The organism is Protofrankia symbiont of Coriaria ruscifolia, assembly GCF_900634745.1.
GTDB classification, from domain to species: Bacteria; Actinomycetota; Actinomycetes; order Frankiales; family Frankiaceae; genus Protofrankia; species Protofrankia californiensis.
This window is the reverse complement of the sequence record NZ_CAAAFR010000006.1, coordinates 1-24,926: the sequence shown is the minus strand read 5'-3', so window position 1 is coordinate 24,926 and position 24,926 is coordinate 1. Positions and strand designations below refer to the sequence as shown.

Genomic DNA, 24,926 nt, shown 5'->3' with positions numbered 1-24,926 from the left:
GGTGCGAGGGCCGGACTCACCGCCGGTGCCGTCGCCGGTGAGTCCGGCACCGCTGGCTCCTGCGCCGGTGCTTCTGTGGGTGATTTCCCGGTCGGCGAAGTCGTCGTCCCGCATGTCACCCAGCACAACACATCCAGTGTCATCGTTGGCCCGCGCGGGCCGCTCGTTGCGTGGGCATCTCCAGCGCAGTGCGCTGGCGCTGAAGGGTCTGACCTACGCCCGGACCGGCGCGCTGCTCGCGGCGTCCACCACGTCCCTACCGGAGACGCCGCAGGGTGAGCGTAACTGGGACTACCGATACAGCTGGATCCGTGACTCCACCTTCGCCCTGTGGGGTTTCTACACCCTCGGTCTCGACTACGAGGCGAACGACTTCTTCTCGTTCATTGCGGACGTCTGCGAGAACGGCGACGATCTGCAGATCATGTACGGGTCGGCGGTGAGAGCCGGCTGGACGAGCAGGTCCTCGGGCATCTGTCCGGTTATGAGGGGGCGTTTCCGGTCCGGATCGGCAACGCCGCGTTCTCCCAGCGCCAACACGATCTCTGGGGCGCGATCCTCGACTCGGTCTATCTGCACATCCGGTCGCGCGACTACCTGTCGGAGCGGTTGTGGCCGGTGCTGGTCAAGCTGGTGGACACGGCCGCCGAACACTGGCGGGAACCCGACTGCGGCATCTGGGAGGTGTGCGGAGAACTGCGGCACTTCACCTCGTCGAAGGTGATGTGCTGGGTTGCCGCCGACGAGATACACGCGGACGTGTGCACGAACGGTCTCGACGAACGCGGGTTTTCACCCAGTGCTACGGCTCCAAGGCGTTGGACGCGTCGCTGCTGCTCATGCCCCTGCTGGGATTCTGCCCCCGAGCGATCCCTGGGTGCGCGCGACGGTCCTCGCGATCGCCGACGAGCTGACGGTCGACGGCCTGGTGCTGCGCTACCGCGTGGAGGAGACCGACGACGGCCTGACCGGGACGGAGGGCGCCTTCCTCATGTGCTCGTTCTGGCTGACCTCCGCCCTGGTGGAGATCGGTGAGGTGGTCCTCGCCAGGCAGCACTGCGAGCGCCTGCTCAGCTTCGCCTCTCCGCTGGACCTCTACGCGGAGGAACTCGACCCGAGCACCGGCCGGCATCTGGGGAACTTTCCGCAGGCGTTCACCCACCTGGCTCTCATCAACGCGGTCATGCACGTGATCCGGGCTGAGGAGGGTGCCGGCTACGCCGGCCCCACCCCGGCGTCCTGATCCTGTGCTCTGCGACATCCCCTGCGGTGACGTCCACCCGGAACGGATGTCCCCCTGGAACGATATCCACACTGTGGACAACCGTTGGGGATGAATGACACCGGTGGAAGTTCCGGCCGGCCGGTGGCGCGAGCCGGCCGATGGTGTGAGCCGGCCGGTGGTGGTGAGCCGGCCGCCCTAGCGCCACTGGGTTGACACGCCGAGACCGGCCACGACAAAACCGAACCCGATGAGGATGTTCCAGGCACCGAGACTGTCCATTCCGGGGATGTCTCCGTTGGAGAAGTAGTAGACGAGCAGCCAGGTGATCCCGATCAGGAAGAGTGTGAGGATCAACGCGCCCATCCAGGGCGGAGACGGCGGTTTGCGCTTGCGGACCTGGGCGGTCTGGGGCGGTGCGCTGGTGGACTTCTTCTTGCGACGCCGGGAAACGGGCACTTCGAAGCTCCTCGGTGCACTTTATGATCTTTATGGACGGGGCGTCGTCGTCCCCGCCGCTGTGAAACGGCCGCAGGGTGCGGATCGCCCGTTTCACAGGGTAGACATCCACTGCACCGGGCTGCCTCGGCCGGCACCGCACCGGGCTGTCTCGGCCGTCTCACAACCGTCTCACAACCGTCTCACAACCAGCTCGCGGTCTGTCCGCGGCGGGTCGAGACACGGGTGCGCCCTGTTCACCGCTGTTGACGATTTCCGCGATCAGGGTATCGCCGGCGTGTCCGGGTGGCGGACGCCGCTGGCGGGGTCGACCTGTACCGCGGGTGTACCGCCGGCATGTCGATATGCACGGCTTTGGCTGCCGGGTGGATACTGGTATGCGCAGCAGGCTCTCGGCATATCAGGGTGATATCCGGCTGCGTGCCGTGACTCCGCTCCCCGAGTAACAGCAGCCGGTAGGGCTTGATGCGGATACGGCTGGTGCGAATACAGCCGGGGCGGCCCCGGGCGCCCCGCTCGCGGGTGATCGGAGAAATCCTGTCTCCCAGGAGCTGTTTCGGTGTCGTTTCCTTGCCAGAATGACGCCCAACCACAATCTGACGAGGAGCGTGCCCGCGATGCCAGGTGGATCGACAACCAAGCGGGAGATCGCCAGGACCGAAACCGCCGCCTATGCTGACAGGCCGTGGCAGTCGTCGTACGCCGAAGGTGTCCCCACCGAGGTCGAGATCTCTGATATCACGCTGGGTCAGCTGTTCGAGAACGCCGTCACGCGGTTTCCTCTAGCCCCGGCGACCTCCTTCTTCGGGACGACCCTGACCTACGATCAGCTGCGCGAACAGGTCGACGCATTCGCCGGCGGCCTGGCGAAGCTCGGCGTCGGGGCTGGTGACCGCGTGGCGCTGATCCTGCCGAACTGCCCGCAACACGTGATTGCCTTCTATGCTGTCCTGCGGCTGGGTGCTATCGTGGCCGAGGCCAACCCGCTCTATACCGAGGCCGAGCTGACCCACCAGCTCTCCGACTGCGGGGCGGAGTACGTGGTGTGCCTGGACCGCACCTACGCGGTGGTGGAGGCGGCCCGCCGGTCCGGCCGGACCAGGGTCCGCGAGGTGATCTACACATCGATTCCTGACTTTCTGCCGAGAAAAGACCAGTTGTTGCTGCGGCTGCCCATTGCGAAGGCTCGCCGGAAACGCGCCGAAATCGTGACGGATCTCCCCGCGGGCGCCCGTGCCCACGCTTTTCTCGACGTGTACCGGACCGGCCGGGCCGACCCGGTGCGGACCTCGGTCCAGGGGACGGCATCCGATGTCGCGGTCCTGCTCTACACCACGGGGACGACCGGCCCGGCCAAAGGTGCGATGCTGACCCACCGCAATCTCGTCGCGAATGCCGTGCAGTGCCGGGCGTGGTTCACCGACGCGCAGATCGGACGGGAGGTGGTCCTCGCCGTCCTGCCGATGTTCCACGCATACGGGATGACGCTGTGCATGACGGTGGGAATGCTGATCGGTGCGCATGTGGTGCTTATACCGAAATTCGACGTGACCATGCTCCTTGACGCCATCGTCAGGCATCGCCCGACGACCTTCCCGGGCGTGCCGCCGATCTACCGGGCGTTGCTGGACGATCCACGGGCGAAGAGCGTCGATCTGACCTCGATCCGAGGGTGCCTCTCCGGCGCGATGAAGCTGCCCGGTGAACTGCAGCAGCGTTGGGAAGGCGCAACCGGTACTCCGGTCGTCGAGGGCTATGGCATGACCGAGGCGTCCCCGGTGACCCATGCCGGTCCGTTGGGCAAGGAGCTCCGCCCCGGCTGGATCGGCCTGCCCCTCCCGTCCACGGAAGCGAAGATCGTCGAATTGGAGGACCACTCGAAGGAAGTGCCAGTGGGGGAGCCTGGTGAGCTGCTCGTCCGGGGTCCGCAGGTGTTCGCCGGGTACTGGGAGAATCCGGACTCCACCAAGGCCGTGCTGACCGACGACGGATGGCTGCTCACCGGTGACGTCGCCCGGATGGACACCGCCGGCTGGTTCGAGATCGTCGACCGGAAGAAGGAGCTCATCATCGCGGGTGGGTTCAACATCTCTCCGAACGAGATCGAGGATGTTCTCTCGGGGATTCCCGAAGTCGCCGAGGTTGCGGTGATCGGTGTTCCGGACGCATACCGGGGTGAGACGGTGAAGGCGTTCCTGGTGCTGCGGCCCGGTGAGTCACTCACCGTCGATGAAGTACGGGCGTACTGTTCCGAACGTCTCTCCGCCTACAAGGTCCCGAAGATCATTGAGTTCCGGACGGAGTCGCTACCGAAGATCGGAATCGGTAAGGTGCTGCGCCGCGCACTGCGTGACGAGGAGAAGGCAAAGGCCGAGCGGCAGGCCGCCGGCGAGCGGGATGCTGCCGGTAGCTGACCCGGCCGGCAGCTGCCGGCCAGGTCCGACCCGGTGGCTGGCTCGGCAGCTGATGTGGCGGCCGAGCCGGTGGTGCATCCCATGGCAGATCCGGTGCTAAGAGGAGAATCATGCGGATCCTGGTGGTCGACAACTACGACTCGTTCGTGTTCAACCTGGTGCAGTACCTGGGGCAGCTCGGCGCGGACAGCGTCGTCCGCCGCAACGACGAGGTCGACGTCGACGAGCTGGCCACCCTCGGTGTCGCCGGGGTGCTCGTGTCACCCGGTCCGGGTACGCCCGAGGCGGCCGGAGTCAGCGTGCCGATGATGCGGGCGTGCGCCGCGGCCGGCATCCCCATGCTCGGGGTGTGCCTGGGCCATCAGGCTCTCGGAGTTGCGTTCGGGGCGACGGTCGGACGAGCTCCTGAATTGCTGCACGGCAAGACATCCGTGGTGCATCACCGCCGGGTCGGGGTGCTTGCGGACCTGCCGTCACCGTTCATCGCCACCCGTTACCACTCGCTCGCCGTGGACCCGGCGACCCTGCCGGACGAGATCGAGGTCACCGCCTGGACTGACAGCGGTGTGGTAATGGCGATGCGGCACCGGACCCTTCCGCTGGAGGGTGTCCAGTTCCACCCGGAGTCGGTGCTCACGCAGGGCGGTCATCTGCTGCTGGCGCGCTGGCTGTCGGTCTGCGGGGACGACACCGCGCTGTCGGTGGCGCCGATGCTGTCGGCCGAGGTCGAAACCCTGCGCCAGGCAGCTTTCGCCTGACCCGGCTGTCGTGGCTTCCCCGGTTACGGCGGAAGCCGTCCACGGAGACCGATCTTTCTTGGCGGCGGGGCCTGGTGGCCCCGCCCAGGAGTTCGGTTCCCCGAACAGCCACTTTTCCGAGGCTTTTCAGGGAAAAGTGGCTATTCGGGAGGGGGTCCGAACAGACCGCCGCTTTTCTGGGTGGGGCTCGGGGTCTGCGTCGGTGTCTTGCTCGGTGTCGGGGTCACGCTCGGTGTCGGGGTCTGCGTCTCGGTGGCGGTGGACTGCTGCGAGACATACAGCGTCACGGTCGACCCGCGGGTCGCGGAGCCGCCGCCGGGGTTCTGGGAGACAACGGTGCCCGTTGGTTTGCTGCTTGCGACGGACTGCTGGACGACCTTGAAGCCGTAGCGTTCGAGCTCGGCCTTGGCGGGGTCGACGGGTTGGTCCGTCACGCTCGGGACGGTCGCCTGCGAGCTCACCATATAGATGATCACTTGGTCGCCGGGTATCACCGACGTTCCCACCGCGGGGTCGGTGGACTCCACCACGCCGGGTTTACGGGTCGTCGCTTCAGCGAAGGCGGAGGTCTTCACCGTAAGCCCCATCGCCTTCAGTTTGCTGGTGGCCGCGGCCTGGGTGAGACCCGTCACATCCGGGACGGCGAGGTCTCCCGGTCCCTTCGACACGGTGACGATGACCTGGGCGGTCTTGGAGGCCGTGCTGCCCGGGGCCGGATCGACGTCGAGGACCTGGTCCTTCGGCTCGTTGCTGTCTATGGATTTCGGGATGACGTTGGTGAAGCCCGCGGAGCTCAGGCTGTTCTTGGCCGTCTCGTACTTCTGCCCGATGAGGGTTGTCGGGATCTTCGCAGTGTCGGTGGCGGTGGTGTCATTGCTTTTCTCGCCGCCACCGAGGAAGTTGGTCGCGATCACTGTGACGACGACGAACACCGCCACGACGGACAGGCCGGCGAGGATGTACTTCCAGGCGTCCGAACGCCTCTCCTCCCGCCCCGGTCCGCTGTCGATCGCTCCCGTGCCGCCGGCGCCCGTGCGGTTGTAGCCGCCGGTCCGGCCGTAGGGATCGTCGAGGGCGTCGTCGTGGGGGCCGCGGTTCCGGGAGATCAGTTGTGTCCCCGCCGTGGCCGCGGACGAACCCATCCGGGTGATGAGCTGGTCGTCCCCGACCGGTGGGGCGTAGATGGGACGGCCGGCCAGGGCACGCTCGAGGTCGTCACGCATCTGCCCGGCGGTGGAGTAGCGGTTGTCGGGGTCCTTCTCCATCGCCTTGAACACGATCGCGTCGGCGTCGGGCGTGATGGTGCGGTCGTGGGTGGACGGCGGCTGCGGATTTTCCCGCACGTGCTGGTAGGCGACGGCCACCGGTGAGTCGCCGCGGAACGGCGGCTGCCCGGTCAGCAGCTCGTAGAACAGCACGCCCGTCGAGTAGACGTCGCTGCGGGCGTCCACCCGGATGCCGCGGGCCTGTTCCGGTGACAGGTACTGGGCGGTGCCGATCACCGCGGCGGTCTGCGTCATGTTGGACGTGGTCGCGGTGGTCGCCCGGGCGATGCCGAAGTCCATCACCTTGACCGAGCCGTCCTGGCACAGCATGACGTTCGCGGGCTTGATGTCCCGGTGGATGATCCCCATCCGGTGGCTGTAGTCCAGGGCGGCGCACACGTCGGAGGTGATCTCCATGGCCCGGTGTTCGGTGAACCGGCCCTCCTGTTGGAGCACGTCGCGCAGGGTGTGCCCTTCGACGTACTCCATCACGATGTACGGGACGGTCGTGCCGTTGATCATATCTTCGCCGGTGTCGTAGACCGAGACGATCGCCGGGTGGTTCAGGGCGGCCGAGGACTGCGCCTCACGGCGGAAACGGGCCAGGAAGGTGGGGTCACGGGCGAGGTCGGCCCGCAGCGCCTTGATCGCGACCTCACGTCCGAGGCGGACGTCCCGCCCCCGGTAGACCTCGGCCATGCCGCCGTATCCGAGGACTTCGCCCAGCTCGTAGCGCCCGCCCACCAGGCGAGGTTCGGTTCCGAACACCTCAGTCACGACTGCCACCCGTGCTCGCCTTTCCGCTTCCCGGGCTGGTACCCGCGAACTCTTTCTGGACGCCCGGCCCGATCGTGGCCGTAACGGCAACCGGACCACCGGTCACCCGGTTGCCGCCCGCGACACCGCCGGTCCCGGTCGTGCTGTCACCGGTGACGATGCCACCTCCGGATCCGGGCCCGTGCACCGCCCGGGTCAGGGCCGGCGCGCCTTCGGATGATCCGCTACCCCCGGCGATCGACTGGGTGATCAGTGCGGTAATCGCAACTGTTGCGATCAGTAGCGCTATCAGTACTAGAAGCGATAGTCGTCGTCTGTTTGCGGACGCTGGGGCATCTACGGCCCGGCCGCGGGGGCGCCGTCGCCGGGCCGCCCGCGCACCCGACGGCTGCAGGCCGGAAGCCGTGTGGTTGGCGGGCGGCCGGGCCCGGGCGGTGATGTTCGTCGGCTGGACGTCCGGCCGGCCGGCGGTATCGAAGTCGGTGCCCCCGTAGCCGGTATTGCCGTAGCCTGCGCCCTCGTAACTGTCCGCCCGGTAACCGGTAGTGGACGAAGGCACCCGGGTCGGGGTACCCCAGGAACCCGGTGGCGCATCCCCTGGTGGTTCCTGGTTGATCTTCCGACCGTCGTGGGCGGCACCGGCGTCCCGGGGTGACTGGGCGTCCCAACGCGACCGGTTGTCCTCGGGGAAACCGGTGGCCCAGGTGGACCGGCGGGTCCACGACGGTGGCCGATCCTCGGCGGGTGCCGCTGCGCCCGCAACCGGCGCGGCGGATGCCCCCGGCGACCCGGGCCGCCGTGCGGTGGGGTTCCCACCCGCCTCCGCCCGGGGCCCGGGCGTCGGGCCGGCAGCACGGCGGGTCATGTCGGCGTTCCACAGGTTCCGGCGGATCGTGGCGGCGGTGTGGGCGAACGAACCGGCCGACGCCGGCCGCTGGGCAGGGTCCTTGGCCATCGCCACCTGGACAAGGTTGCGCACAGGCGCGGGGATGTCGGGCGGCAGCGGTGGGGGATCGTCCTGCTGGTGCGCCATCACGACCACGATCGGGTTGCGGTCGTCGAAGGGACGCCGGCCGGCCAGGCACTCGTAGGCCACCACACCAAGGGAGTACACGTCGCTGGCTGGGGTCACCGTCCGACCGGAGGCCTGCTCGGGGGAGACGTAATACGCGGTGCCCATCATGATCCCAGTAGCGGTGAGCGGTGCGGCGTCCACCGCGCGCGCGATCCCGAAGTCGGTGACCTTGATCGCACCGTCGGTCCGCAGGAGCAGGTTGCCGGGTTTGACGTCCCGATGCACGACCCCGAGGGTGTGCGCGGCCTGCAGGGCGTCCGCGGCCTGCCCGAGCACGTCCAGGGTCTTCTCCGGGGACAGGCGCTTCTCCCGGTGCAGCAGCGCGGACAGGGGCTCGCCCTCGACCAGTTCCATCACCAGATAGGCGGTCGGATGGTCACCGTCGGCGATGACCTCGCCGTAGTCGTAGACGGATGCCACGCCCGGATGCGCCACTCGGGCGGCGTGCCGCGCCTCGCCGCGGAAGCGAACCAGGAACAGTTCGTCGCTGGCGTACTCCGGACGCAGCAGCTTAACGGCGACGGGACGTCCGAGCGTGCGGTCGAGGCCCCGCCACACCTCACCCATCCCGCCGGTGGCGATGCGTCCCTCGAGGAGGTACCGGCCGTCGAGAACGGTGCCCTTCGGTGAGGTGCCGAACGGCTGCGCGGCAGCCGGTGACGCGGCCGGTCCGGCGGGCGGCGCCGCGGACCGGCCGTCCGGCGCTGGAACGCCTGGTACTGGAACGCCTGGCGTCGGGATGCCTGGTACTGGGACGCCCGGGGGCGGCGGGCCTGTCACCGCCGGACGTCCAATGCGGTCTTCATGACCTGCTGGGCGACCGGAGCGGCAACCGCGCCGCCGGTACCGAACTCCCCACCACCGTCCTCGACCACGACGGCGACGGCCACGCTCGGGTTGACGGCGGGCGCGAACCCGATGAACCAGGCGTGCGGGGGCTCGTTGTCCCCGTGCTCGGCGGTGCCGGTCTTGCCGGCGACGGCGACACCGGAGATCTGCGCCTTGGTACCGGTGCCGCTGCTCACCACGATCTGCATCATCGTGTTCAGTTTGGCGGCGACATCCGCGCTGACGGGCCGTTTGTAGACCTCCGGTTCGGTGCGGCTGATCGCCTTGAGGTCGGGGCCGAGCATCTCGGAGACGACGTACGGCCGCATCATGACCCCGTTGTTGCCGATGGCGGCGGCGACCTGGGCCATCTGCAGCGGGGTGACCCGGTCGTCGAACTGCCCGATGGCGGACTGCGCGGTCTGCGCCCCGTCGAGCGGCTGGGTCGGGTACACGCTGGGCACCTGCGCCAGGGGAAAGTCGGGCACGGTGGAGTTGAAACCGAACGCCTCGGCCTGCGCGCGCAGGGCGTCGTCGGTGAGATCGATGCCGAGCTGGGCGAACGCGGTGTTGCAGGAGATCGTCAGAGCGTGGATCAGCGTGTCGGTCCTGCCGTCCCCGCAGCGTTCGCCACCGAAGTTCGGCAGTACGGTCCTGCTCTGCGGCAGGGGGAGCTGGTCGGGTGCGGCGATGCGTTCCTCGAGCTGGTGGCCGGCGTTGAGCGCGGCCGCCGCCGTGATCACCTTGAAGGTGGAACCGGGCGGATAGGTTTCCTGGGTCGCACGGTTGAGCAGTGGCTTGTCCGGGTCGGTGTTGAGCGCCTGGGCGGCCTTGCTGGCCGTGGTCTCGTTGTGGCTGGCCAGCGGTATCGGGTCGTAGGTGGGGCTGGTCACCATCGCAAGGATTTCGCCGGTCTTCGGGTCGAGCGCCACGACCGCCCCCTTACGGTTGCCGAGCGCGGTGGTCGCGACCTGCTGGATCCGGGGTACCAGCGTGGTGACGATACTCCCACCCCGTTGTTGGTGTCCGGTCACCAGGTCGGAAACCTTGGAGACGAACAGGCGCTGGTCCTCGCCGGAGAGGAAGTCGTTCTGGGACCGCTCCAGGCCCGCGGAGGTGTACAGACCGTAGTAGCCGGCGATGGCGGCGTACAGCTTCGTGGCCGGATACTGCCGCTGGTACTTGTACTCGTCGTTGGACGGTACCGAGCTTGCGACTGCCTGCCCGCCGGCCACGGCGATCCAGCCCCGCTCCCGTTCGAGCCGCTCGGTGATCTGGCGGGCGTTGTTCGGCTCTTGGCGCAGTCCGTCGGCCTTTTTGGCTTGTAGCCAGTTGGCATTGACCAGCAGTGCCGCGAACAGCAACAGACACGCGACAGCGACCTTGCGGATGGGCGAGTTCACGTCGTCCGCACCACCTGTGTCGGGCTGTCGGCGACGGCGTTCGGGTCGAACAGCGGCGCGGCCGGCGTGGCCGGGTCGGGTCGGCGGTAGGAGTCGCTGATCCTCAGCAGCAGCGCGATGATGGCCGCGTTCGAGACGATCGAGGAGCCTCCGTAGGAAATGAAGGGCAGGGTCAGGCCGGTCAGCGGGATGAGCCGCATGACGCCGCCGACCTGCACGAACACCTGCAGGGCTAACGAGGCGGCAAGTCCTGCCGCGAGCATCTTGCCGAACGGGTCACGGGCGCCGAGCGCGGTTCGCAGGCCGCGCATCACGACCAGTCCGTAGATGACGAGGATCGCCATGATCCCAGCGAGGCCGAGTTCCTCGCCGATGCTCGCGACGATGAAGTCGGTGTTGGCGAAGGGAACCCGTTGCGGACTGCCCTGCCCGAGCCCGGTACCGGTGATTCCACCGGCGGCGAACCCGAACAGGCCCTGCACCAGCTGGAACGAGGTGCTCGTGGGGTTGTCGCCGTCGAATGCGTGTAACCAGCCGTCCACCCGGACCTGGACGTGCCCGAACAGCTGATAGGAGATCACCGCGCCCAGTGAGAACAGGCCGAGCCCGATGACGACCCAGGACGCCCGTTCGGTCGCGACGTAGAGGATCACCAGGAACATGCCGAAGAAGAGCAGCGACGAACCGAGGTCCTTCTCGACGACAAGGACGCCGAGGCTCGCGAGCCAGGCGACGAGGACCGGCCCGAGGTCTCGGGCGCGCGGGAAGTGCATCCCGAGGAAGGACCGGGAGACCACGGAGAGGACCTCGCGCTTGTTCACCAGGTAGCCGGCGAAGAAGATCATCAGTATGATCTTCGAGATCTCGCTGGGCTGGAAGGTGAACGGGCCGACTCGCAGCCACAGCCGGGCGCCGTTGATGGTTGCGCCGACCAGCGGCATCGCGGGCAGCAGCAGGAAGACCAGGCCGATCAATCCCGCCGTGTAGGCGTAACGCGACAGCTCCTTGTGGTCACGGATGATCGCCAGTACCAGGACGAAGACAACGAGCGCGAGCAGCGTCCACACCATCTGCAATGGGGCGACGCCGGGCGGGATCTTCTTGCCGGCTTTCTCGGCAGCGTTTATCTTGGCCAGGTCCAGCCGATAGATCATGACGAGGCCGAGGCCGTTGAGGGCCGCAACCAGCGGCAGCAGTATCGGGTCGGCGGCTGGGGCGAACCGGCGTACCGCGAGGTGCGCCATCCCCCACAGCGCGCTGAAGCCCAGGCCGTAGGCGAACACCGACAGGGTGATGTTCCCGTCGATGGCGAGTACAACGGCTGCCAGGGCGGCGGTGGCGAGCAGGCCGGCGAACAACAGCAGCGAGAGTTCCCGCCGACGGTACGGCGGCAGATCGACACCGGCCGGTACCGGGAACCGGGCGAAGGTTCCCGTGAGGTCGACCGCCTTGCCGCGAAGCGGGGGGAGAACAGTCATCCAGGCGTCGGGACCGACGGGAGCGGCGGGACGCAGTTCGGGACCGGGGTGGTGGCGCAGGGCGGTGGCGTGGTGGCAACACCGCCCAGGGTGTTCTGGGTGTCCCCGGTGGTCGTTTCCTCGACGGAGCCTGCGCCCGCCGTCGCCGTCGCCGTCAGTGGCGCCGGTGCCGCCGTCGGTGTCGTGAGGGACTGGGTCGGGCTCGCGGCGTCCAAGAACTTCTCTCGCAGCCGGTCGACATACTCCTGAGCCTCTGTGAAGCTGTTGGCCGAGTAGCCTCCCGCCACCCGCTGGCGCCCATCATCGTTGAGCTCGTTCAGCGGCATAGCATGCCTCTTGAGCCGGTGCAGGGATATCCCGGCGATACTTCCCTCGACACCTTCGAAGATCGCAACCTGTTGGTCATCAACAGCGACGTAGTACCGGCTGTGGATGTAGAACCAGCCCCAGGCGGTCGCGACGGTCAAGACAATCACTGTGAACAGGATGATGAACGCCGGCCGGGGCGGCGGTCGCCGGGCGGGTGCTGATGACTCCTCGTCGACCAGGTCGTCGGGGTCCTGGTTGCGCAGCGCGAGACCATGCCGGCCGATCCGCGCACCCTTGGCAGCCGGCGAGTCCTGTTGGTCACCGTACCGGGGGTTCGGACCGGTACGCGCGGACGCGGCCCCCGGCACGATCTCCTTCTCCGCCGCGGCACCGGCCACCAACGGACGGTCGTCGCCGGCGTCGGAGTCCACGACATCGGCGACAACGACGGTGATGTTGTCCGGGCCGCCGCCCTTGAGCGCGAGTTCGACCAGCCGGTCAACGGCTTCCTGCGGGGTCGGCAGCAGCAGCGCCTCGTGGATGGTGATCTCGGTCACGACCCCGGACAGCCCGTCGGTACACAGCAGGTAGCGGTCGTCGGGGACCGCCTCCCGGATGGACAGGTCCGGTTCGACGTCGCGGCCGTCCAGAGCACGCATCAGTAACGACCGTTGTGGATGCGTGTTGGCCTGCTCGGCCGTGATCCGTCCCTGGTCGACGAGATCCTGTACCAGTGTGTGATCGTGGGTTACCTGGTTGAGGACCTCGTGCCGCAGCAGGTATGCCCGGGAGTCACCGACGTGCAGCACACCGAGACGAGTCCCCGCAAGCAACAGGGCGGTGACCGTGGTGCCCATGCCTTCCAGCGATCCGTCTTCGATGGACATCTCGCGTAGCTGAGCATTGGCCTGGTGCACCGAGTCGGCCAGTGCCTCCAGGATCGCGCCGCTGGCGATGTCGTCGTCCAGATTGGCCAGTTGGGAGATCACGGTGGAGGATGCGACCTCCCCGGCAGCGTGACCGCCCATGCCGTCGGCTACGGCCAGTAGCCGTGCGCCTGCGTAGGCGGAATCTTCGTTGCCTTCCCGGACGTGGCCGACGTCCGAGCGAACGGCGTAGTGAAGCCTAAGGCTCACCGGTGAAGCTCCAGGACGGTTTTTCCGATCCTGACCGGCGCGCCGAGAGGAACCGGCATGGGACTGGTCACTTTCGTGCGGTCGAGGTAAGTACCGTTGGTCGAGCCCAGATCTTCGACGAACCACTGGCCGTCATGGGGGACGAGTCTTGCATGTCTTGCGGATGCGAAGTCATCCTCCAGCACCAGAGTCGAGTCCTGTGCACGTCCGATGGTGACAGGCGCCGGTCCGAGCGGAAGAGTCGTCCCCGCGAGGTGTCCCTTTGTGACAACCAACTTGCTCGGTGTGCGCGCTCGTCGGCTGGGGGGCCTGTTCTGCTGCCCGCCGAGTGATGGAGCCGGGTGCGCCGGGTGCGCTGGAGCCGGGTGGGCAGGGGTTGGGCGGGCCAGCGCCTGGATGTTCTGTCGTTGGCGTTTCGTCGGCCCGAACATGTCCGCGCGCACCGCACGGACAGCGGCCAGGACGAACAGCCACAACAGTGCCAGGAAGCTGATTTTTACGACCAGGAGAACCAGGTCGCTGGGTTCGGATCCGTTCACGGCGTCCTACCAGCCGCGGTCGTTCGGGCCCGGTGCTCCCGGCCCGGCCGGACGGTCGCCGTCGTAGGGATCCCGATCGTGTGGACGCCGGTCTTCGACCGGGGGGACCCGGCCGGGACGGTGGGTCTCCTGTTCGTGCATGTCAGCGCCGTCCGGCCCCGCGGGTGCGACGTTGCGCCGCGGATCGCCGTAGCCGGCCTGGCCGCCGTAACCGGGCATACCTGGACCAGGTGTACCTGGAGCCGGCGTGCCTGGACCGGGCGTACCCGGGCCGTAACCGGCCGGAGGAGTACCGGGTACCCGGCCGCCGAACTGATCGTATGGGTTGCCGCCACGGTACTGGCCCTCCCTCTCCCCATAAGGGTCGTCGTAGCGGGGACCGCCACCATACGGATCCCCTGGTCGACCCCCTGCGGGCTGGCCTCTGGTCGGGCGTCCGCCGCCCTGGTATGGCGCCTCTCCCGGCGGCGCCGGATAGCCACTGGCGGCGCCGCCTAGGCGTGGATCGTCCCGGTACGGGTCGTCCCGGTACGGGTCCGCCGGCGCGGGCGGATAGCCCTCCGGTGGGTAGCCCTCGGGTGGACCGCCGCGCCGCGGCTCACCCCGGTAGGGATCGCCACCGCGGTAAGGTTCACCCCGGTAGGGATCCGCCGGTGGGGGTGGGTAGCCACCGGGGGGGACGCCGTGGCGCGGGTCACCCCGGCGGGGATCGGCTGATCGTGTCCGCGGGTCGACAGGTGCGGCCGGTGGCGCAGGAGCGGGGGGGTATGCACCTGCGGGGCCCGCCGGTACGCCGCCTGGGCCTGGCGCGCCCGCTGGAACACGTCCGGGGGCCCGTCCCCTGTCGGCACCTCGCGGATCGTCCCGCCGGAAGGCCAGGATCGTCGCGCCCAGTTCGATCTGGTCGCCGTTCATGAGCTTCACCTGGCTGGCGGCACGGCCGTTGACGATGCTCCCGTTGGTCGAGCCATGATCGATGTAGACGAACTGCCCGTCGGGCATCCGACGTACTTCGCCGTGCCGGCGGGATACTCCGGTGTCATTGAGACGGATATCACATTCGACACTGCGGCCAATGACCGTGACCTCGCTGTCTAGCGGATACTCACGCTCCTCTCCGCTAGCCCGGCTGTCAGGCCCGGGCTTGGTGGAGATGACGAGACGGGGCGCTCCCGGCGCAGTCGGCCGGGGTCGTCCCACAGGGCGTCTACCCGCTACCGCGCCCGGGTCGGCCGCGGCGACGCTGCTACGGATGCGGAATACCCCGACATCGAGATCCTCGGCCTCGGCGAGCCGCACACCGACCGGCCCGACGAACGTGTACCGCTGCTCGGCGGCATGCTCGCGGACCATCTCGGCCAGCTCGTCACAAAGTGCCCCAGTGTAAGGGGCAAGCCGGGCGAAGTCGCTACTGGCAAGCTCGACCGCGAACTCGTTGGGAACAAGCACCCGGTTCGAACTGGTCGCGCGCCGGTCATCGGTCTCTCGAGCCAGCGCGCTTGCGATCTCGACCGGCTCGACGCCTCCTTTGAAGACCTTGGCGAACGCGCCCTCGACGAGGCCGCCCAGGCGACGCTCGAAGCGCTGTAGCACGCCCATCTCGGCCTCCCCTCCTCCCCCCGGCCTTCTACCGGCACTGAGATCGTATGCTTCCGGTTGAGCGCCGCCCACGGCTCGGGCGGTGTGGATCGCGTGATAACGTGATACTCGCACTCGGGCGAGTGGCGGAATGGCAGACGCGCACGGTTCAGGTCCGTGTGTCCTAACGGACGTGGGGGTTCAACTCCCCCCTCGCCCACGAGCTGGCTGGTGCTGGTCGCCGACCTTTGGTCGGCTTCCCGGTGGGCCGCGATGTCTATCGGGGGGCCGAGCCCCCGAACCCCCCACGTTCCTGTGGTTGGGGACGACTCCCGGGCCCGATGCGGGGCTTCGTCCCTCCGGGTCAGCCGGGGTGGCTGGTGCTGGTCGCCGACCTTTGGTCGGATTTCTGTGGATACTCTGGACGATCATGACTGTGGATGCCTGTCGACGACCAGGCTCCGACCCAGACAGTTCCTGAATACATGCGTTGGCACGCTGTACCCCTGCACGCCAGGGACGACGGACTCCGGCACCTGGCGCGCCCCACCTCCTCGTCAACAGCACCCCGCCTAGCGGGTGGGCCGGCGTCTGCGGAGTGTCAGTCAAGCAATGTGGACCCGTTCCGAAGTCGACCTCAGTTTCATGATCGAATATTGTCGGATCATGAAACTGAGGGAATAAACGGTCGTGATAGCAGCCGCTTTCGTACTCAATCTCTTGATCGAAACGGGACGTGTGATTCGCTGACCGGTGCTCCAGCGGTCCGGGAGGCCCAAGTCGCCGGGTCATTATGGGACAGACGCGGTGTCCAGAAGACGTCGGTACCTGGAAGGCTCAGTGTCTGCTTCTCCAAGGTGATCGTGAGTGCGAAGTCCGCGAGGGGCGGACGGGCCAGCGCCTCCCACGCCATGGTAGGTATGTTCAATCTGCGTCCATAGTCGTTCCGGAGACGAGACGCCAGCACTGACGACGGTGACAAGACGGGCAGGTCGACACGCAGCCTGTCCAGGTCCGAAGGTCGCTACGGCAGGTCACCGCGGTGCGTCCGCTGGTTCTGCGGCCCGTGGATTCACTCGACGCCGCGACGTCCTCGTACAGAACTCGTGACGCATCTTCATGGTGAAGGCTTGTCACGATGCGAGACGCGGGGCAGCACGGTGCGGCGCTTGGGCGGGTGATTGAGCTCGCCGTCCTGATAAACGACGACATGACCCGGAGCTTGGCGCGGGACGGCCTGCGGGTCAGGCGCGGCGTCGGCATTGACCCCACCGTTCCATGGGATGCCGTCGCCACCATCGAGGTGCGCCAACGCGGCCGTGAAAAGTCCTGAGCCGTCCAGTTCGACCGGAGCGGGAACGGCGTCATGCTGAACGTCGTCGTCGCGAGCCGGACCAACGTCGACCTCACGCTTCGTCGTCCGTTCGTCGTGCCCCTCCCCAAGAGCCCGGAGTCCGTCACCGAACTCCGGTTGTATGCGGACGATGCCCGCGGGGTCGTCAGCCGGGCGCGCGAACACCTGCCGACCGGACAGGGCCGGGTAGAACAGCGGCATCCAGCAGTTCGAGCCGAACGGCCAGCCGGCCTTGCTACTCCTCACCACCCTGGAACATCTGGCTGACCCGGGCAGCCAGATCGGCAGCCTTATCGATAAGGTCATGTGCTATTATCACGGTTGCCTCAACTTCATAAATACCCGGCTCACCATAAATATCGGGTCACTCGGTCACGCCGCAGACGTGAGGTCGGACAGTGGGGGACTGTATCAATGTTTGTGGCGAGAGCCAGACGCGCCGAGCTCCGTCGCACCGGGACCACATCGTTGTCATCAATGTCGGCGAGTGCTCAAGTAGCAACGGTACCCGCTATTCATGAGGGTTATTCAAAACTCCTCGATCGAGATCTGTAGTAGCGGCCTGACCGGCGACGATGCATGATCTATGTCATCTGGACGGGGAGTTCTGAATAAGCCTCCGTGGCGGGACCAGCGGTAGTTCCATGAAGTACATGAAGCGTTCGATTCCCTCGGACATCGCCGTTTCCGCATGATCGAACACCGCGCTGTCACGGAAACCGAGCGAGCGGTAGAGAGCGTGGGCCTCGACCATGTAGTTGGCGGTTTCCAACCGGGCGAGGCGGAATCCCTCCTCCCGTGCATCGGCGAGGAGCCGTCGGAGGAGAGCGCGGCCGATCCCCCGACCGCGGGTCGAAGGATCGACGTACATCCGTTTGATCTCGCTGGTAACGGCGTCCACCGGCTTGAGCGCACCCACGCCCACCGCGTCCTCGCCGATCCGGGCGACCAGCAGGCGACCGCGTGGGCTGAGCAGGTTGGGCAGCTCGTCGCGGAACGACCGCTGGTATTGCGCGACAACCTCGTCCGGGTCGTCGAAGTGGACGCCGTTCGTGGCCGTCATCCGCTCGATGCACCACCGCAGATACCCGTCGAGCAACGGTTCGACGACCGACGGCTCGGTCAGTGGCTCGATGCGTGGCTCGCTCATGCGCTTCTCGCCTGGGAGCGACGTACACGACGCTTCTCCCGCGCCATCCGCATCAGGTAGGGCGGCGTGGGCGGTAGCCAGCCGAGTTGGCGAGCCGTGCCCAGGTAGTCGCGGTTGGCCCAGTGCTCGACAACCTGGCCGTCGGCCACCCGGAACCAGTGGGTCTGCGTCGTCGCGAACGTCTTGCCGGTGGGTGGGAACACGTCCGCGACCCGGCCCTGCTCGTCGTACGCCACAAACGTGTCCACATGCCGGCCCGACATCGTGCAGCGCACCGTGACCAGGTCCGTGTCGGTGACGACGTCGTGGATCTCCCATCGCAGGTCGGTGTACGCATCCTGCAGCCAGCGCGCCGAGGCGCGGAAGGCCGCCGGCCCCCGTCCCCGGCACGCCGGCGGCTCGGCGTCGGCCTCCCGGTTGACCGCGTCCGGGTGTATGAGGCGGGTGAACTCGTCGATCTCGTCGAGAGCCATGATCTCCACAGCCCTCGCGCACAGCGCGCGGTTGGTCTCCGCTAGCATTCTTTCCATGGGGCGAGCATCCAATACAGTGAATTGGTAACCAATGACGCGTCGGCCATACGACAATGCTGGCCGTGTCGAGCAGGCACGCGCCACGCAACGCCGGGTCCTGGAGGCGGCGCGCGAACTGATCATCGAGCGGGGCCCCACGGCGGTCAGCATGCGCGACATCGCCGCCCACGCCCGGGTCTCCGTCGAGACCCTCTACAAGACATTCGGTACCAGGGCGGTGCTCATCAAGAACGTCTACGACGTCACGCTCGCCGGCGACGACGAGTCGCAGGGCATCGCCGGCCGTCCGGAGATCCAAACCATCGTCGCGGCGGTCGACCCCCGGGAGAAACTTGCCCGCTACGCCGCGCTGGCCCGACGTCTCGCCGAACGCCTCGGTCCGTTGCAGTACAGGCTTCGCGCGGCCGCCCACAGCGGTGATCGTGACCTCCAAGGGCTGATCGGCACCGTGGACGCCGAACGGCTGGCCGGCGCCGGCCGCCTCATCCACCATCTCGTCGACACCGGCGGTCTGCGCGCCGGCCTCGACCCGGACCGGGCCCGCGACATCGTCTGGGCCCTCATCTCGCCCGAGGTCTACGACCTACTCGCCGGCGACCGGCGGTGGTCGCACGACGAATACGAACATTGGCTCGCCCAAACCTTGGCTGACACCATTGCACCCGTCCCGAAAGCCGACCGAAACGCATAAACGGCGACCTACCACGGTGCCGTTCGACCCGGCTTCCGCAATTGGGATCGCACGAATCCGCTGATCCCCGTCGTCATCGACCATCAGGAGCCAGGAAAATACTGCGCCCAGGGGCCGACGGGATTGTCCGGGCCGGCTTCACCACCTGTAGAGATCGGATCGGGGCTGTACGAGAAACGGCTCTGCCAAGATTCCGGTGGTGACAGGCCGTCGTCGCGGTGACAGGCTGTCAACTGTGTGACGCCGAACTGCTGATGACCGTCTTTCCTCAGCTGGCCGGGGAACGCAAGGGCATGGCCATTCGAAGGCCAAGGGAAAGCAGGACAAGCAGTCCAAACTCAGCAGCCACCAGCAGGCCTACCTAGTCGAGCTGCACACAGCCGGCACCCATACGATCGCCGAGCTCGCCGAACTGTTCTCGGTTTCCCGGGCCACGGTCTACCGGATCCTCGAGCGGACCGTCCGTACCCCAAGTTAGATCATTTCGACTGTCGGACGCGCAGCCGGCTGATCTTCCTGCGTAGCCTCCCACGGTTTTTCCGGTCTCCCGCTCCACGTCAGCCCGCAGGAACGCCACGCCACCAGCACCCACCCGGCGAGCCTGATCCGCCCGCACCAGGGGTGCCAACGGATGTGACCGCAACCCCGGTTCTCTGCTCCGTTCCTCCTCGACTCCGATGCTGTCACCGGAAAGGCACGGAGTGGAAAAAATCATGTACTTAGAGTAACTACAAACGTGCACGCTCGGTAGCCATAACAACCAGTTGCCGGTCGAGGAGGTGTCTCCGTGGCAAATCCGGGACAGCCATGGTCCCTGGGCGACCGTGAACCGGCCCATCCCAGGGCGCCAGGGGCCCGGACAAAGCCGTTCGGCGCCGAAGGGACGGGGAGGTCATTCCAGGGCGTCGGCGCGGCTGTGAAGGAGGTTGCCACGTCTGCGCGGCGGGATTTCGTTCGTTCCGAACCCGCAGGGCGACCACTGCCAGACAGCCATTCGGATCAAAGGCAGACGTCGCTGTACGGGACTTTCAGAAGACCAACAAGCTGTGACAGTCGACGGGATCGGGGCCCGGTGACGTGAGCAGCGTAGGAGGGAGTTCTCATGAGACTGTCGCAGGACAGCGGCTGTGGCTGGTATGTGCACGATGGTCACGGCGGCAGCGATCGCCGGCGCTCCTGGCGCGTTTGCGGCCTCGACGTACACGATGCACACCGACGGCGGTGACCCCGGCGGCCGGGTCACGTTCCAGCCCGACGGCGACGTCGTCAACCTGTGCGACATCGAGGCCGACGGCTGGGCGGTTTACCTGAAGGTGACCGATCTAACCGCAGGCAAGGAGAAGTACCACTACACCATCGGCGGTGTTGGTCGCTGCCAGACGTTCCGCGCATCTCTGGGAGGACCATATGACCTTGCGGAAGGCCATGTGATCAGGTTCACGATCTGCCTGGACAAGGACGGCAGGGATCCCGCCTATTGCGACACCTCGGACTGGGCGAACGCCAACTGGAACTGACCGCAGCAGCTGAGAACGCTCCGGCTGGGGTCCCAGCCGGGAGCGTTCCTGCCCTGGCCAGGTGGCCGGGATGAATTTCCAGCCTCCGCTGATCGTGTGGGGCTCCAGAAGTCGGGTTTTAACCGGTGGGCCGGCCTTTTACCGGTAGCTTCTTGGATCAGGGCGGGAGGTAGAGACGCAGACCATGACCAGCGGCGATCGCGTCGAGCAGAGCTTGGAGCTCACCAGACGGGGGCACCGGCGACCATGCCTGCTACCAGCGGCGGAATAGGCTGACCGGTGAGGATCAGTCGCCAACGGCCGTCCTGCCCGGGCAGCATCTGTTCCTGGCGTCCCTCCGGGCCGTCTGCGTCGAGGTACTCGGTGAGCACGTCGACGCGCCATCCCGCGCCTGCTGCCGCGGTCACGATCGGTGACCATCGGTTCGCGGAGTCACGCGGAAGCTGGCTTGCGGGCCAGTTCGTAGGCGAAGCGGACCGTTTCGGTGAGGCGGTCGTTGGCTGCGTGGCGGCTGAGTTCGGCAGTGAGGTCGGCGTCGAACGCGGTGGCGTGGTCCGCGAGCACCGGGGCCGGCAGGAACGATGTCGACCGGATGTGCCCGGCGAGTTCGGGGATCGTCCAGCGGTGCTCGGCGGGGAACTCGTGGCGTCCGGCGGGCTCGAACCCGGCGCGGGACAGTACGTCGTGGTCGGGGTCCTGTTGCCTCGGCTGGTCCCAGCCTGGCGGAACGCGGCCGTACGTGCCCAGGGCGTTCTGCCATGTGCGCAGCGTCGTGTCGAGCGCCCGCTGCCAGTCCTGGTGGCCTGCCCACGGGGAGGTCGACCAGCACAGCGCGAGGCAGCCGCCTGGCTTGAGCCAGGCGTAGGCGCGCCCGGCGACCAGGGCGCGGCGGAGCCGGTGGAAGGCGTTGCCGATGACGATCAGCTCGAAGCTACCTGGTCCGGCTTGGAGGTCCTCGGCCCTGGCGGTGATCGGCCGGATGTGGGCCGCGGTGGCGGCGATCGCCTTGGCGCGGACCATGTCGATCATGTCGGGTTCGGCGTCCAAGGCCCACACTTCCGCGAAGGCGCCGCGCAGCGAGAAGGCGAGCTGGCCGGTGCCGCACGCCAAGTCGAGCAGGCGTCCGCCCCCTGACGGCGATGCCCGGCATGAGAGGTCAGCGATCATCGTGTCGGGGTAGGGGAGCCGGAAGCGCTCGTAGTGCTGGGCGGTGCCCCGGTACAGGTCGGGCCCGAACCTAACCTCGCTGGCCATGCGACCAGCATCGCAACCTCGCGGACGCGAGGCCAATGAGCCCCGAACCCGGCACACCGGACGTGACCACTCCGGATCATCGGACACGCCACAGACCACGCCACCGAACGTCACCGCCGGCAGCGAATGCTCAAATAAACCTGACCGCTACTCATGCACTGCTCACATACACGGCCAGTTGCGCATCTGTACCTGACGCCTACACCACCTGTAAGGATCGCGCGGACTCGGCCGGTCCGGGGGCTCCTCGCGGTCCTTGTTGGCCACTCGACGCCTCTGGCTGCCGTGTCTACTTGGCCATTTTGGTGACTGACGCCGATGTTTGGCCTCCGTTTCTGGCAGCTGGGATGTTTGACGGTTGAGCGGGATCTAGCCTTTGGCTGGTGGCTCAGGCTCAGTCCTCGACGACGCGCAGGATGATCTTTCCTTGGATGTGGCCCTGCTCGGCGCGTTCGTGCGCCTTGCCGGCGTCTGCGAGCGGGAAGACGCTGTCGATGCCGACCTGGACGCGGCCGGTGTCGATCAGACGCGCCAGCTCCGCCATCTGTGCCCCGTCGGAGTGGACCTGCCCTGATGTGACGGTGATGCCCAGTTCGGCCGCGCGCTCGCGGTGGTACTCGCCGAAGAAGACTGGGCTGATCGTGCCGCCGCGCTTGAGTACCGGGAGGAATCGGTGGCCGCGCGGACCGCCAACCGTGTCGACCACGAGGTCGACATCGCGCACGACCTGCTCGGCGGCGGTGGTGGTGTAATCGATGAACTGGTCGACGCCGAGCTTGCGCAGGAACGTTTCGTGGCGCCCCGAGGCGACGCCGATGATGCGTGCGTCCCTGGTCTTCGCGAGTTGCGCGACGAAGTGGCCGACTCCACCAGCCGCGCCGTTCACGAGCACGCTCCTGTCTGGTTCGAGCCGTACGTGGTCGAAGAGGTACTGGTAGGCAGTGAGCCCGGCCATCGGCACACCGGCGGCGTGCACGTGGTCGATGCTGGCCGGCTTGCGGGCGAGGTGCGATGCAGGCGAGGTCGTGTATTCCGCGTACCCTCTACCGCCGTTGTTGAGCTCGGGAAAGCGCACGAGCCCGAACACGGCGTCTCCGACGTGAAGTCCGGTGACCCCCGGGCCGACGGCGGCGACGACACCCGAGACGTCCGAGCCCGGCGTGAACGGCACGAGGAGCTTGGGCCGCCCAAGCTCCTCCGGGATGTTCGCAAAGCCGGTGCGCGCATACCAGTCGGGCGGGTTCAGGCCGGCTGCGTGGACACGGATCAAGACATTGCCCGGGCCCGGTTCGGGGCGCGGGACCTCCTCGTACATCAGGACCTCGGGGCCGCCGAACGCGTGTACCCGCACAGCCTTCATCGTTGCCGTTGTCATCATCTGCCCTTGATCTGTTGGTCGTCGGTTTGCTCGCCGGGGGTACTCCGCTACGATCTGGAACAGTGTTCCGAATCATATTCGGGGCAGTGCTCCGTTTGTCAAGACCGAGGGTCTGCGCATGACCGAGAAGGCAACGGCCGGCTCCACTACGCCACGCGCGCAACGTGCCGACGCGCAGCGCAACTACGAACACATCCTCGACGTCGCCCGGGCCGTCGTGGGTGAGCAGGGGACCGAGGCCTCGCTGCGTGAGATCGCGCGCCGTGCCGGCGTCGGACTGGGGACGCTCTACCGCCACTTCCCGACGCGCGACGCGCTGCTCGAGACGCTGCTGCGGGAGGGGTTCGATCGCCTTGCCGCGAAAGCGGACGCCCTCGAACACAGTCGTTCGCCCGACACCGCTCTGACCGCGTGGCTGCGCGACTTCACCACCGGCGCCGCCACCTACCGCGGCCTCGCCGGGTCGATGATGGCGACGCTCGGTGACAATACCTCGTCCCTCCACGCATCGTGTCTGGCGATGCGCGAGGCCGCGGCGCGCCTGCTCAAGCGCGCGCAGGACTCCGGGCACATCCGTCCCGACGTCGACGGCATGGACCTCTTCGCACTGATCACCGCCGTCGGCTGGATCGCCGATCAGGGTCCGTCCGTCGCCGACCGACGGGAACACCTGTTCTCACTGGTCATGGACGGGCTCGCGCACCACCCAGCGCCGGCCGCTGGAGACGACGGAGTCCCCGCAGCCGGGACACAGGCCTACATCACTGGGCGTGACAAGCATGGGCCAATCTGAATCCTCGGAGGCCAACGGTCTCGGTCTCACCCTGCGCTTCGAGCCCATCGCAGCGGTCTGCCCATGACCGGGTGCACGTTATTTTCGTGTCAGGAACTGGGGCCGCTGCGCTGGGCCGCCGTGGTGGCGGGAAAATCGGGGTCGCGGCCGTCCGGGACGCCGGTGCAACTGTGATGCCACCCGAGCTCGGGAGTCAGGATGGCGCGGGGGCCACCGACAGGCGCTGTTGATTGTTGCTTCGAGCACGCGGGTCAGACTCTTCCGAGGCCTGTGGTCCCTCCGGTCGGCCGCGCCTGGCGGTGTGTCCAGAAGGATTCGGAGGAACCCCGGTGGAGCTGCTGCACGACCGGTGCGCTGCGCTGGGCATCGGCAAGAAGGATCTCAAGGCGTGCGTGCGCACGCCGAACCCGGGCCGGGGCCGGTCGCGCAGGCAGGAGACCCGCACGTTCGCCACGACGACCAACGCGCTGCTGGAACTGCGGGACTGGCTGGTCGCGGAGAGGGTCACCCTGGTGGTCATGGAGGCCACGGGCGACTACTGGCGCGGGGCGTTCTACCTGCTGGAGGACTGCCTGCCGGTGATCCTGGTCAACGCCGCCCACGCCAAGGGCCTGCCTGGGCGCAAGACCGACGTGTCCGATGCGGCCTGGCTGTGTCAGCTCGGCGAGTGCGGCCTGCTCACGGCGTCGTTCGTGCCGCCGGAGCCGATCCGCCACCTGCGTGACCTCACCCGCTACCGGACGACGCTGACCGCCGACCGGACCCAGGAGGCCCAGCGGCTGGAGAAGGAGCTGGAGGACGCCGGGATCAAGCTGTCCTCGGTGGCCACCGACATTCTCGGGGTGTCCGGGCGGGCGATGCTCGCCGCGTTGATCGACGGCGAACGCGACCCCGACGCGCTGGCGGGCCTGGCGAAGGCCCGGATGCGGCCCAAGATCCCTCAGCTGGTGGAGGCGCTGACCGGCGCCTTCTCCGAGCACCACGCGTTCCTGTGCCGGCTGCACCTGGAACGCAT

General features: G+C 67.5%; 20 protein-coding genes, 1 tRNA gene and 2 pseudogenes. 9 read left to right on the top strand and 14 right to left on the bottom strand.

The features are described from left to right. Positions 1–1,243: pseudogene (locus tag CV1CTNOD_RS24250) on the top strand (glycoside hydrolase family 15 protein); the annotation flags it as partial. A gap of 177 nt (positions 1,244–1,420) precedes the next feature. Here the strand turns inward: CV1CTNOD_RS24250 and CV1CTNOD_RS00425 are convergent. Further along, a complete protein-coding gene (locus tag CV1CTNOD_RS00425) occupies positions 1,421–1,681 on the bottom strand; it encodes a cell division protein CrgA (RefSeq protein WP_131784234.1) in 261 nt (86 codons plus the stop codon). A 617-nt stretch (positions 1,682–2,298) separates the two neighbouring features. Here CV1CTNOD_RS00425 and CV1CTNOD_RS00420 point away from each other — a divergent pair. After that, the gene (locus CV1CTNOD_RS00420; protein ID WP_131784233.1) at positions 2,299–4,095 is read left to right on the top strand and encodes an AMP-binding protein; all 1,797 of its coding nucleotides are present in this window, start codon (positions 2,299–2,301) and stop codon (positions 4,093–4,095) included. Between the two features lie 110 nt (positions 4,096–4,205). Then, positions 4,206–4,853: an aminodeoxychorismate/anthranilate synthase component II gene (locus CV1CTNOD_RS00415; protein WP_131764685.1), complete on the top strand. Its 648-nt coding sequence runs from the start codon at positions 4,206–4,208 to the stop codon at positions 4,851–4,853. Positions 4,854–4,993: 140 nt separating this feature from the next. Here CV1CTNOD_RS00415 and pknB read toward each other — a convergent pair whose 3' ends face one another. From pknB to CV1CTNOD_RS00380, 7 genes are read right to left on the bottom strand one after another with little or no spacing between them, the layout of a single operon-like run. Next, the gene (pknB, locus tag CV1CTNOD_RS00410; RefSeq protein ID WP_242606236.1) at positions 4,994–6,904 is read right to left on the bottom strand and encodes a Stk1 family PASTA domain-containing Ser/Thr kinase; all 1,911 of its coding nucleotides are present in this window, start codon (positions 6,902–6,904) and stop codon (positions 4,994–4,996) included. Then, on the bottom strand, positions 6,888–8,750 hold the full coding sequence (locus tag CV1CTNOD_RS00405) for a serine/threonine-protein kinase (protein ID WP_242606235.1): 1,863 nt from the start codon (positions 8,748–8,750) through the stop codon (positions 6,888–6,890). The genes pknB and CV1CTNOD_RS00405 overlap by 17 nt, the downstream gene beginning before the upstream one ends. Beyond that, positions 8,747–10,201, bottom strand: coding sequence for a peptidoglycan D,D-transpeptidase FtsI family protein (locus CV1CTNOD_RS00400; protein ID WP_131784231.1), 1,455 nt, complete (start codon positions 10,199–10,201; stop codon positions 8,747–8,749). The genes CV1CTNOD_RS00405 and CV1CTNOD_RS00400 overlap by 4 nt, the downstream gene beginning before the upstream one ends. Further along, a complete protein-coding gene (locus CV1CTNOD_RS00395) occupies positions 10,198–11,679 on the bottom strand; it encodes an FtsW/RodA/SpoVE family cell cycle protein (RefSeq protein WP_131784230.1) in 1,482 nt (493 codons plus the stop codon). The genes CV1CTNOD_RS00400 and CV1CTNOD_RS00395 overlap by 4 nt, the downstream gene beginning before the upstream one ends. After that, on the bottom strand, positions 11,676–13,124 hold the full coding sequence (locus CV1CTNOD_RS00390; protein WP_131784229.1) for a PP2C family protein-serine/threonine phosphatase: 1,449 nt from the start codon (positions 13,122–13,124) through the stop codon (positions 11,676–11,678). The genes CV1CTNOD_RS00395 and CV1CTNOD_RS00390 overlap by 4 nt, the downstream gene beginning before the upstream one ends. Further along, positions 13,121–13,663: an FHA domain-containing protein FhaB/FipA gene (locus CV1CTNOD_RS00385; RefSeq protein ID WP_131784228.1), complete on the bottom strand. Its 543-nt coding sequence runs from the start codon at positions 13,661–13,663 to the stop codon at positions 13,121–13,123. The genes CV1CTNOD_RS00390 and CV1CTNOD_RS00385 overlap by 4 nt, the downstream gene beginning before the upstream one ends. Before the next feature lie 6 nt (positions 13,664–13,669). Next, complete coding sequence (locus CV1CTNOD_RS00380; RefSeq protein WP_131784227.1) at positions 13,670–15,262, bottom strand: FhaA domain-containing protein; 1,593 nt, start codon at positions 15,260–15,262, stop codon at positions 13,670–13,672. Positions 15,263–15,378: 116 nt separating this feature from the next. Here CV1CTNOD_RS00380 and CV1CTNOD_RS00375 point away from each other — a divergent pair. Next, a tRNA-Leu gene (locus CV1CTNOD_RS00375) sits at positions 15,379–15,461 on the top strand. Between the two features lie 897 nt (positions 15,462–16,358). Here the strand turns inward: CV1CTNOD_RS00375 and CV1CTNOD_RS00370 are convergent. The 3 genes from CV1CTNOD_RS00370 to CV1CTNOD_RS00360 form a co-directional block, all read right to left on the bottom strand. After that, the gene (locus CV1CTNOD_RS00370; protein WP_131784226.1) at positions 16,359–16,841 is read right to left on the bottom strand and encodes a hypothetical protein; all 483 of its coding nucleotides are present in this window, start codon (positions 16,839–16,841) and stop codon (positions 16,359–16,361) included. A 343-nt stretch (positions 16,842–17,184) separates the two neighbouring features. Next, on the bottom strand, positions 17,185–17,745 hold the full coding sequence (locus CV1CTNOD_RS00365; protein ID WP_131784225.1) for a GNAT family N-acetyltransferase: 561 nt from the start codon (positions 17,743–17,745) through the stop codon (positions 17,185–17,187). Further along, positions 17,742–18,275: an ester cyclase gene (locus tag CV1CTNOD_RS00360; RefSeq protein ID WP_131784224.1), complete on the bottom strand. Its 534-nt coding sequence runs from the start codon at positions 18,273–18,275 to the stop codon at positions 17,742–17,744. The genes CV1CTNOD_RS00365 and CV1CTNOD_RS00360 overlap by 4 nt, the downstream gene beginning before the upstream one ends. 34 nt (positions 18,276–18,309) lie before the next feature. On the opposite strand from CV1CTNOD_RS00360, the gene CV1CTNOD_RS00355 reads away from it, so the two are divergent. The 3 genes and pseudogenes from CV1CTNOD_RS00355 (at position 18,310) to CV1CTNOD_RS00345 (ending at position 20,486) form a co-directional block, all read left to right on the top strand. Continuing rightward, positions 18,310–18,969, top strand: a complete 660-nt coding sequence (locus tag CV1CTNOD_RS00355) for a TetR/AcrR family transcriptional regulator (protein WP_131784223.1) — start codon at positions 18,310–18,312, stop codon at positions 18,967–18,969. Between the two features lie 343 nt (positions 18,970–19,312). Then, positions 19,313–19,447: pseudogene (locus tag CV1CTNOD_RS27505) on the top strand (helix-turn-helix domain-containing protein); the annotation flags it as partial. Positions 19,448–20,096: 649 nt separating this feature from the next. Next, on the top strand, positions 20,097–20,486 hold the full coding sequence (locus CV1CTNOD_RS00345; RefSeq protein WP_131784222.1) for a hypothetical protein: 390 nt from the start codon (positions 20,097–20,099) through the stop codon (positions 20,484–20,486). Between the two features lie 221 nt (positions 20,487–20,707). Here CV1CTNOD_RS00345 and CV1CTNOD_RS00340 read toward each other — a convergent pair whose 3' ends face one another. The 3 genes from CV1CTNOD_RS00340 to CV1CTNOD_RS00330 all read right to left on the bottom strand — a co-directional run bounded on the left by CV1CTNOD_RS00340 (position 20,708) and on the right by CV1CTNOD_RS00330 (position 23,115). Then, complete coding sequence (locus CV1CTNOD_RS00340) at positions 20,708–20,893, bottom strand: hypothetical protein (RefSeq protein ID WP_207386072.1); 186 nt, start codon at positions 20,891–20,893, stop codon at positions 20,708–20,710. Between the two features lie 25 nt (positions 20,894–20,918). Continuing rightward, on the bottom strand, positions 20,919–21,740 hold the full coding sequence (locus tag CV1CTNOD_RS00335) for a class I SAM-dependent methyltransferase (RefSeq protein ID WP_131784221.1): 822 nt from the start codon (positions 21,738–21,740) through the stop codon (positions 20,919–20,921). 394 nt (positions 21,741–22,134) lie between these two features. Then, positions 22,135–23,115, bottom strand: a complete 981-nt coding sequence (locus CV1CTNOD_RS00330) for an NADP-dependent oxidoreductase (RefSeq protein ID WP_347402868.1) — start codon at positions 23,113–23,115, stop codon at positions 22,135–22,137. 121 nt (positions 23,116–23,236) lie between these two features. On the opposite strand from CV1CTNOD_RS00330, the gene CV1CTNOD_RS00325 reads away from it, so the two are divergent. Continuing rightward, entirely contained in the window at positions 23,237–23,911 is a 675-nt protein-coding gene (locus CV1CTNOD_RS00325; RefSeq protein ID WP_131784220.1) for a TetR/AcrR family transcriptional regulator, read from the top strand. Between the two features lie 329 nt (positions 23,912–24,240). Then, a partial coding sequence (locus CV1CTNOD_RS00320; protein ID WP_165485236.1) for an IS110 family transposase occupies positions 24,241–24,926 on the top strand: 686 nt, incomplete at its 3' end.

What these genes read in the sequence shown, in the direction of transcription:
- CV1CTNOD_RS00420 (WP_131784233.1), top strand. Translation starts at nt 2,299, where the DNA reads ATGCCAGGTGGATCGACAACCAAGCGGGAGATCGCCAGGACCGAAACC.
- CV1CTNOD_RS00415 (WP_131764685.1), top strand. Translation starts at nt 4,206, where the DNA reads ATGCGGATCCTGGTGGTCGACAACTACGACTCGTTCGTGTTCAACCTG.
- CV1CTNOD_RS00395 (WP_131784230.1), bottom strand. Translation starts at nt 11,679, where the DNA reads ATGACTGTTCTCCCCCCGCTTCGCGGCAAGGCGGTCGACCTCACGGGA.
- CV1CTNOD_RS00380 (WP_131784227.1), bottom strand. Translation starts at nt 15,262, where the DNA reads ATGGGCGTGCTACAGCGCTTCGAGCGTCGCCTGGGCGGCCTCGTCGAG.
- CV1CTNOD_RS00365 (WP_131784225.1), bottom strand. Translation starts at nt 17,745, where the DNA reads ATGAGCGAGCCACGCATCGAGCCACTGACCGAGCCGTCGGTCGTCGAA.
- CV1CTNOD_RS00360 (WP_131784224.1), bottom strand. Translation starts at nt 18,275, where the DNA reads ATGGAAAGAATGCTAGCGGAGACCAACCGCGCGCTGTGCGCGAGGGCT.
- CV1CTNOD_RS00355 (WP_131784223.1), top strand. Translation starts at nt 18,310, where the DNA reads ATGACGCGTCGGCCATACGACAATGCTGGCCGTGTCGAGCAGGCACGC.
- CV1CTNOD_RS00335 (WP_131784221.1), bottom strand. Translation starts at nt 21,740, where the DNA reads ATGGCCAGCGAGGTTAGGTTCGGGCCCGACCTGTACCGGGGCACCGCC.
- CV1CTNOD_RS00330 (WP_347402868.1), bottom strand. Translation starts at nt 23,115, where the DNA reads ATGACAACGGCAACGATGAAGGCTGTGCGGGTACACGCGTTCGGCGGC.
- CV1CTNOD_RS00325 (WP_131784220.1), top strand. Translation starts at nt 23,237, where the DNA reads ATGACCGAGAAGGCAACGGCCGGCTCCACTACGCCACGCGCGCAACGT.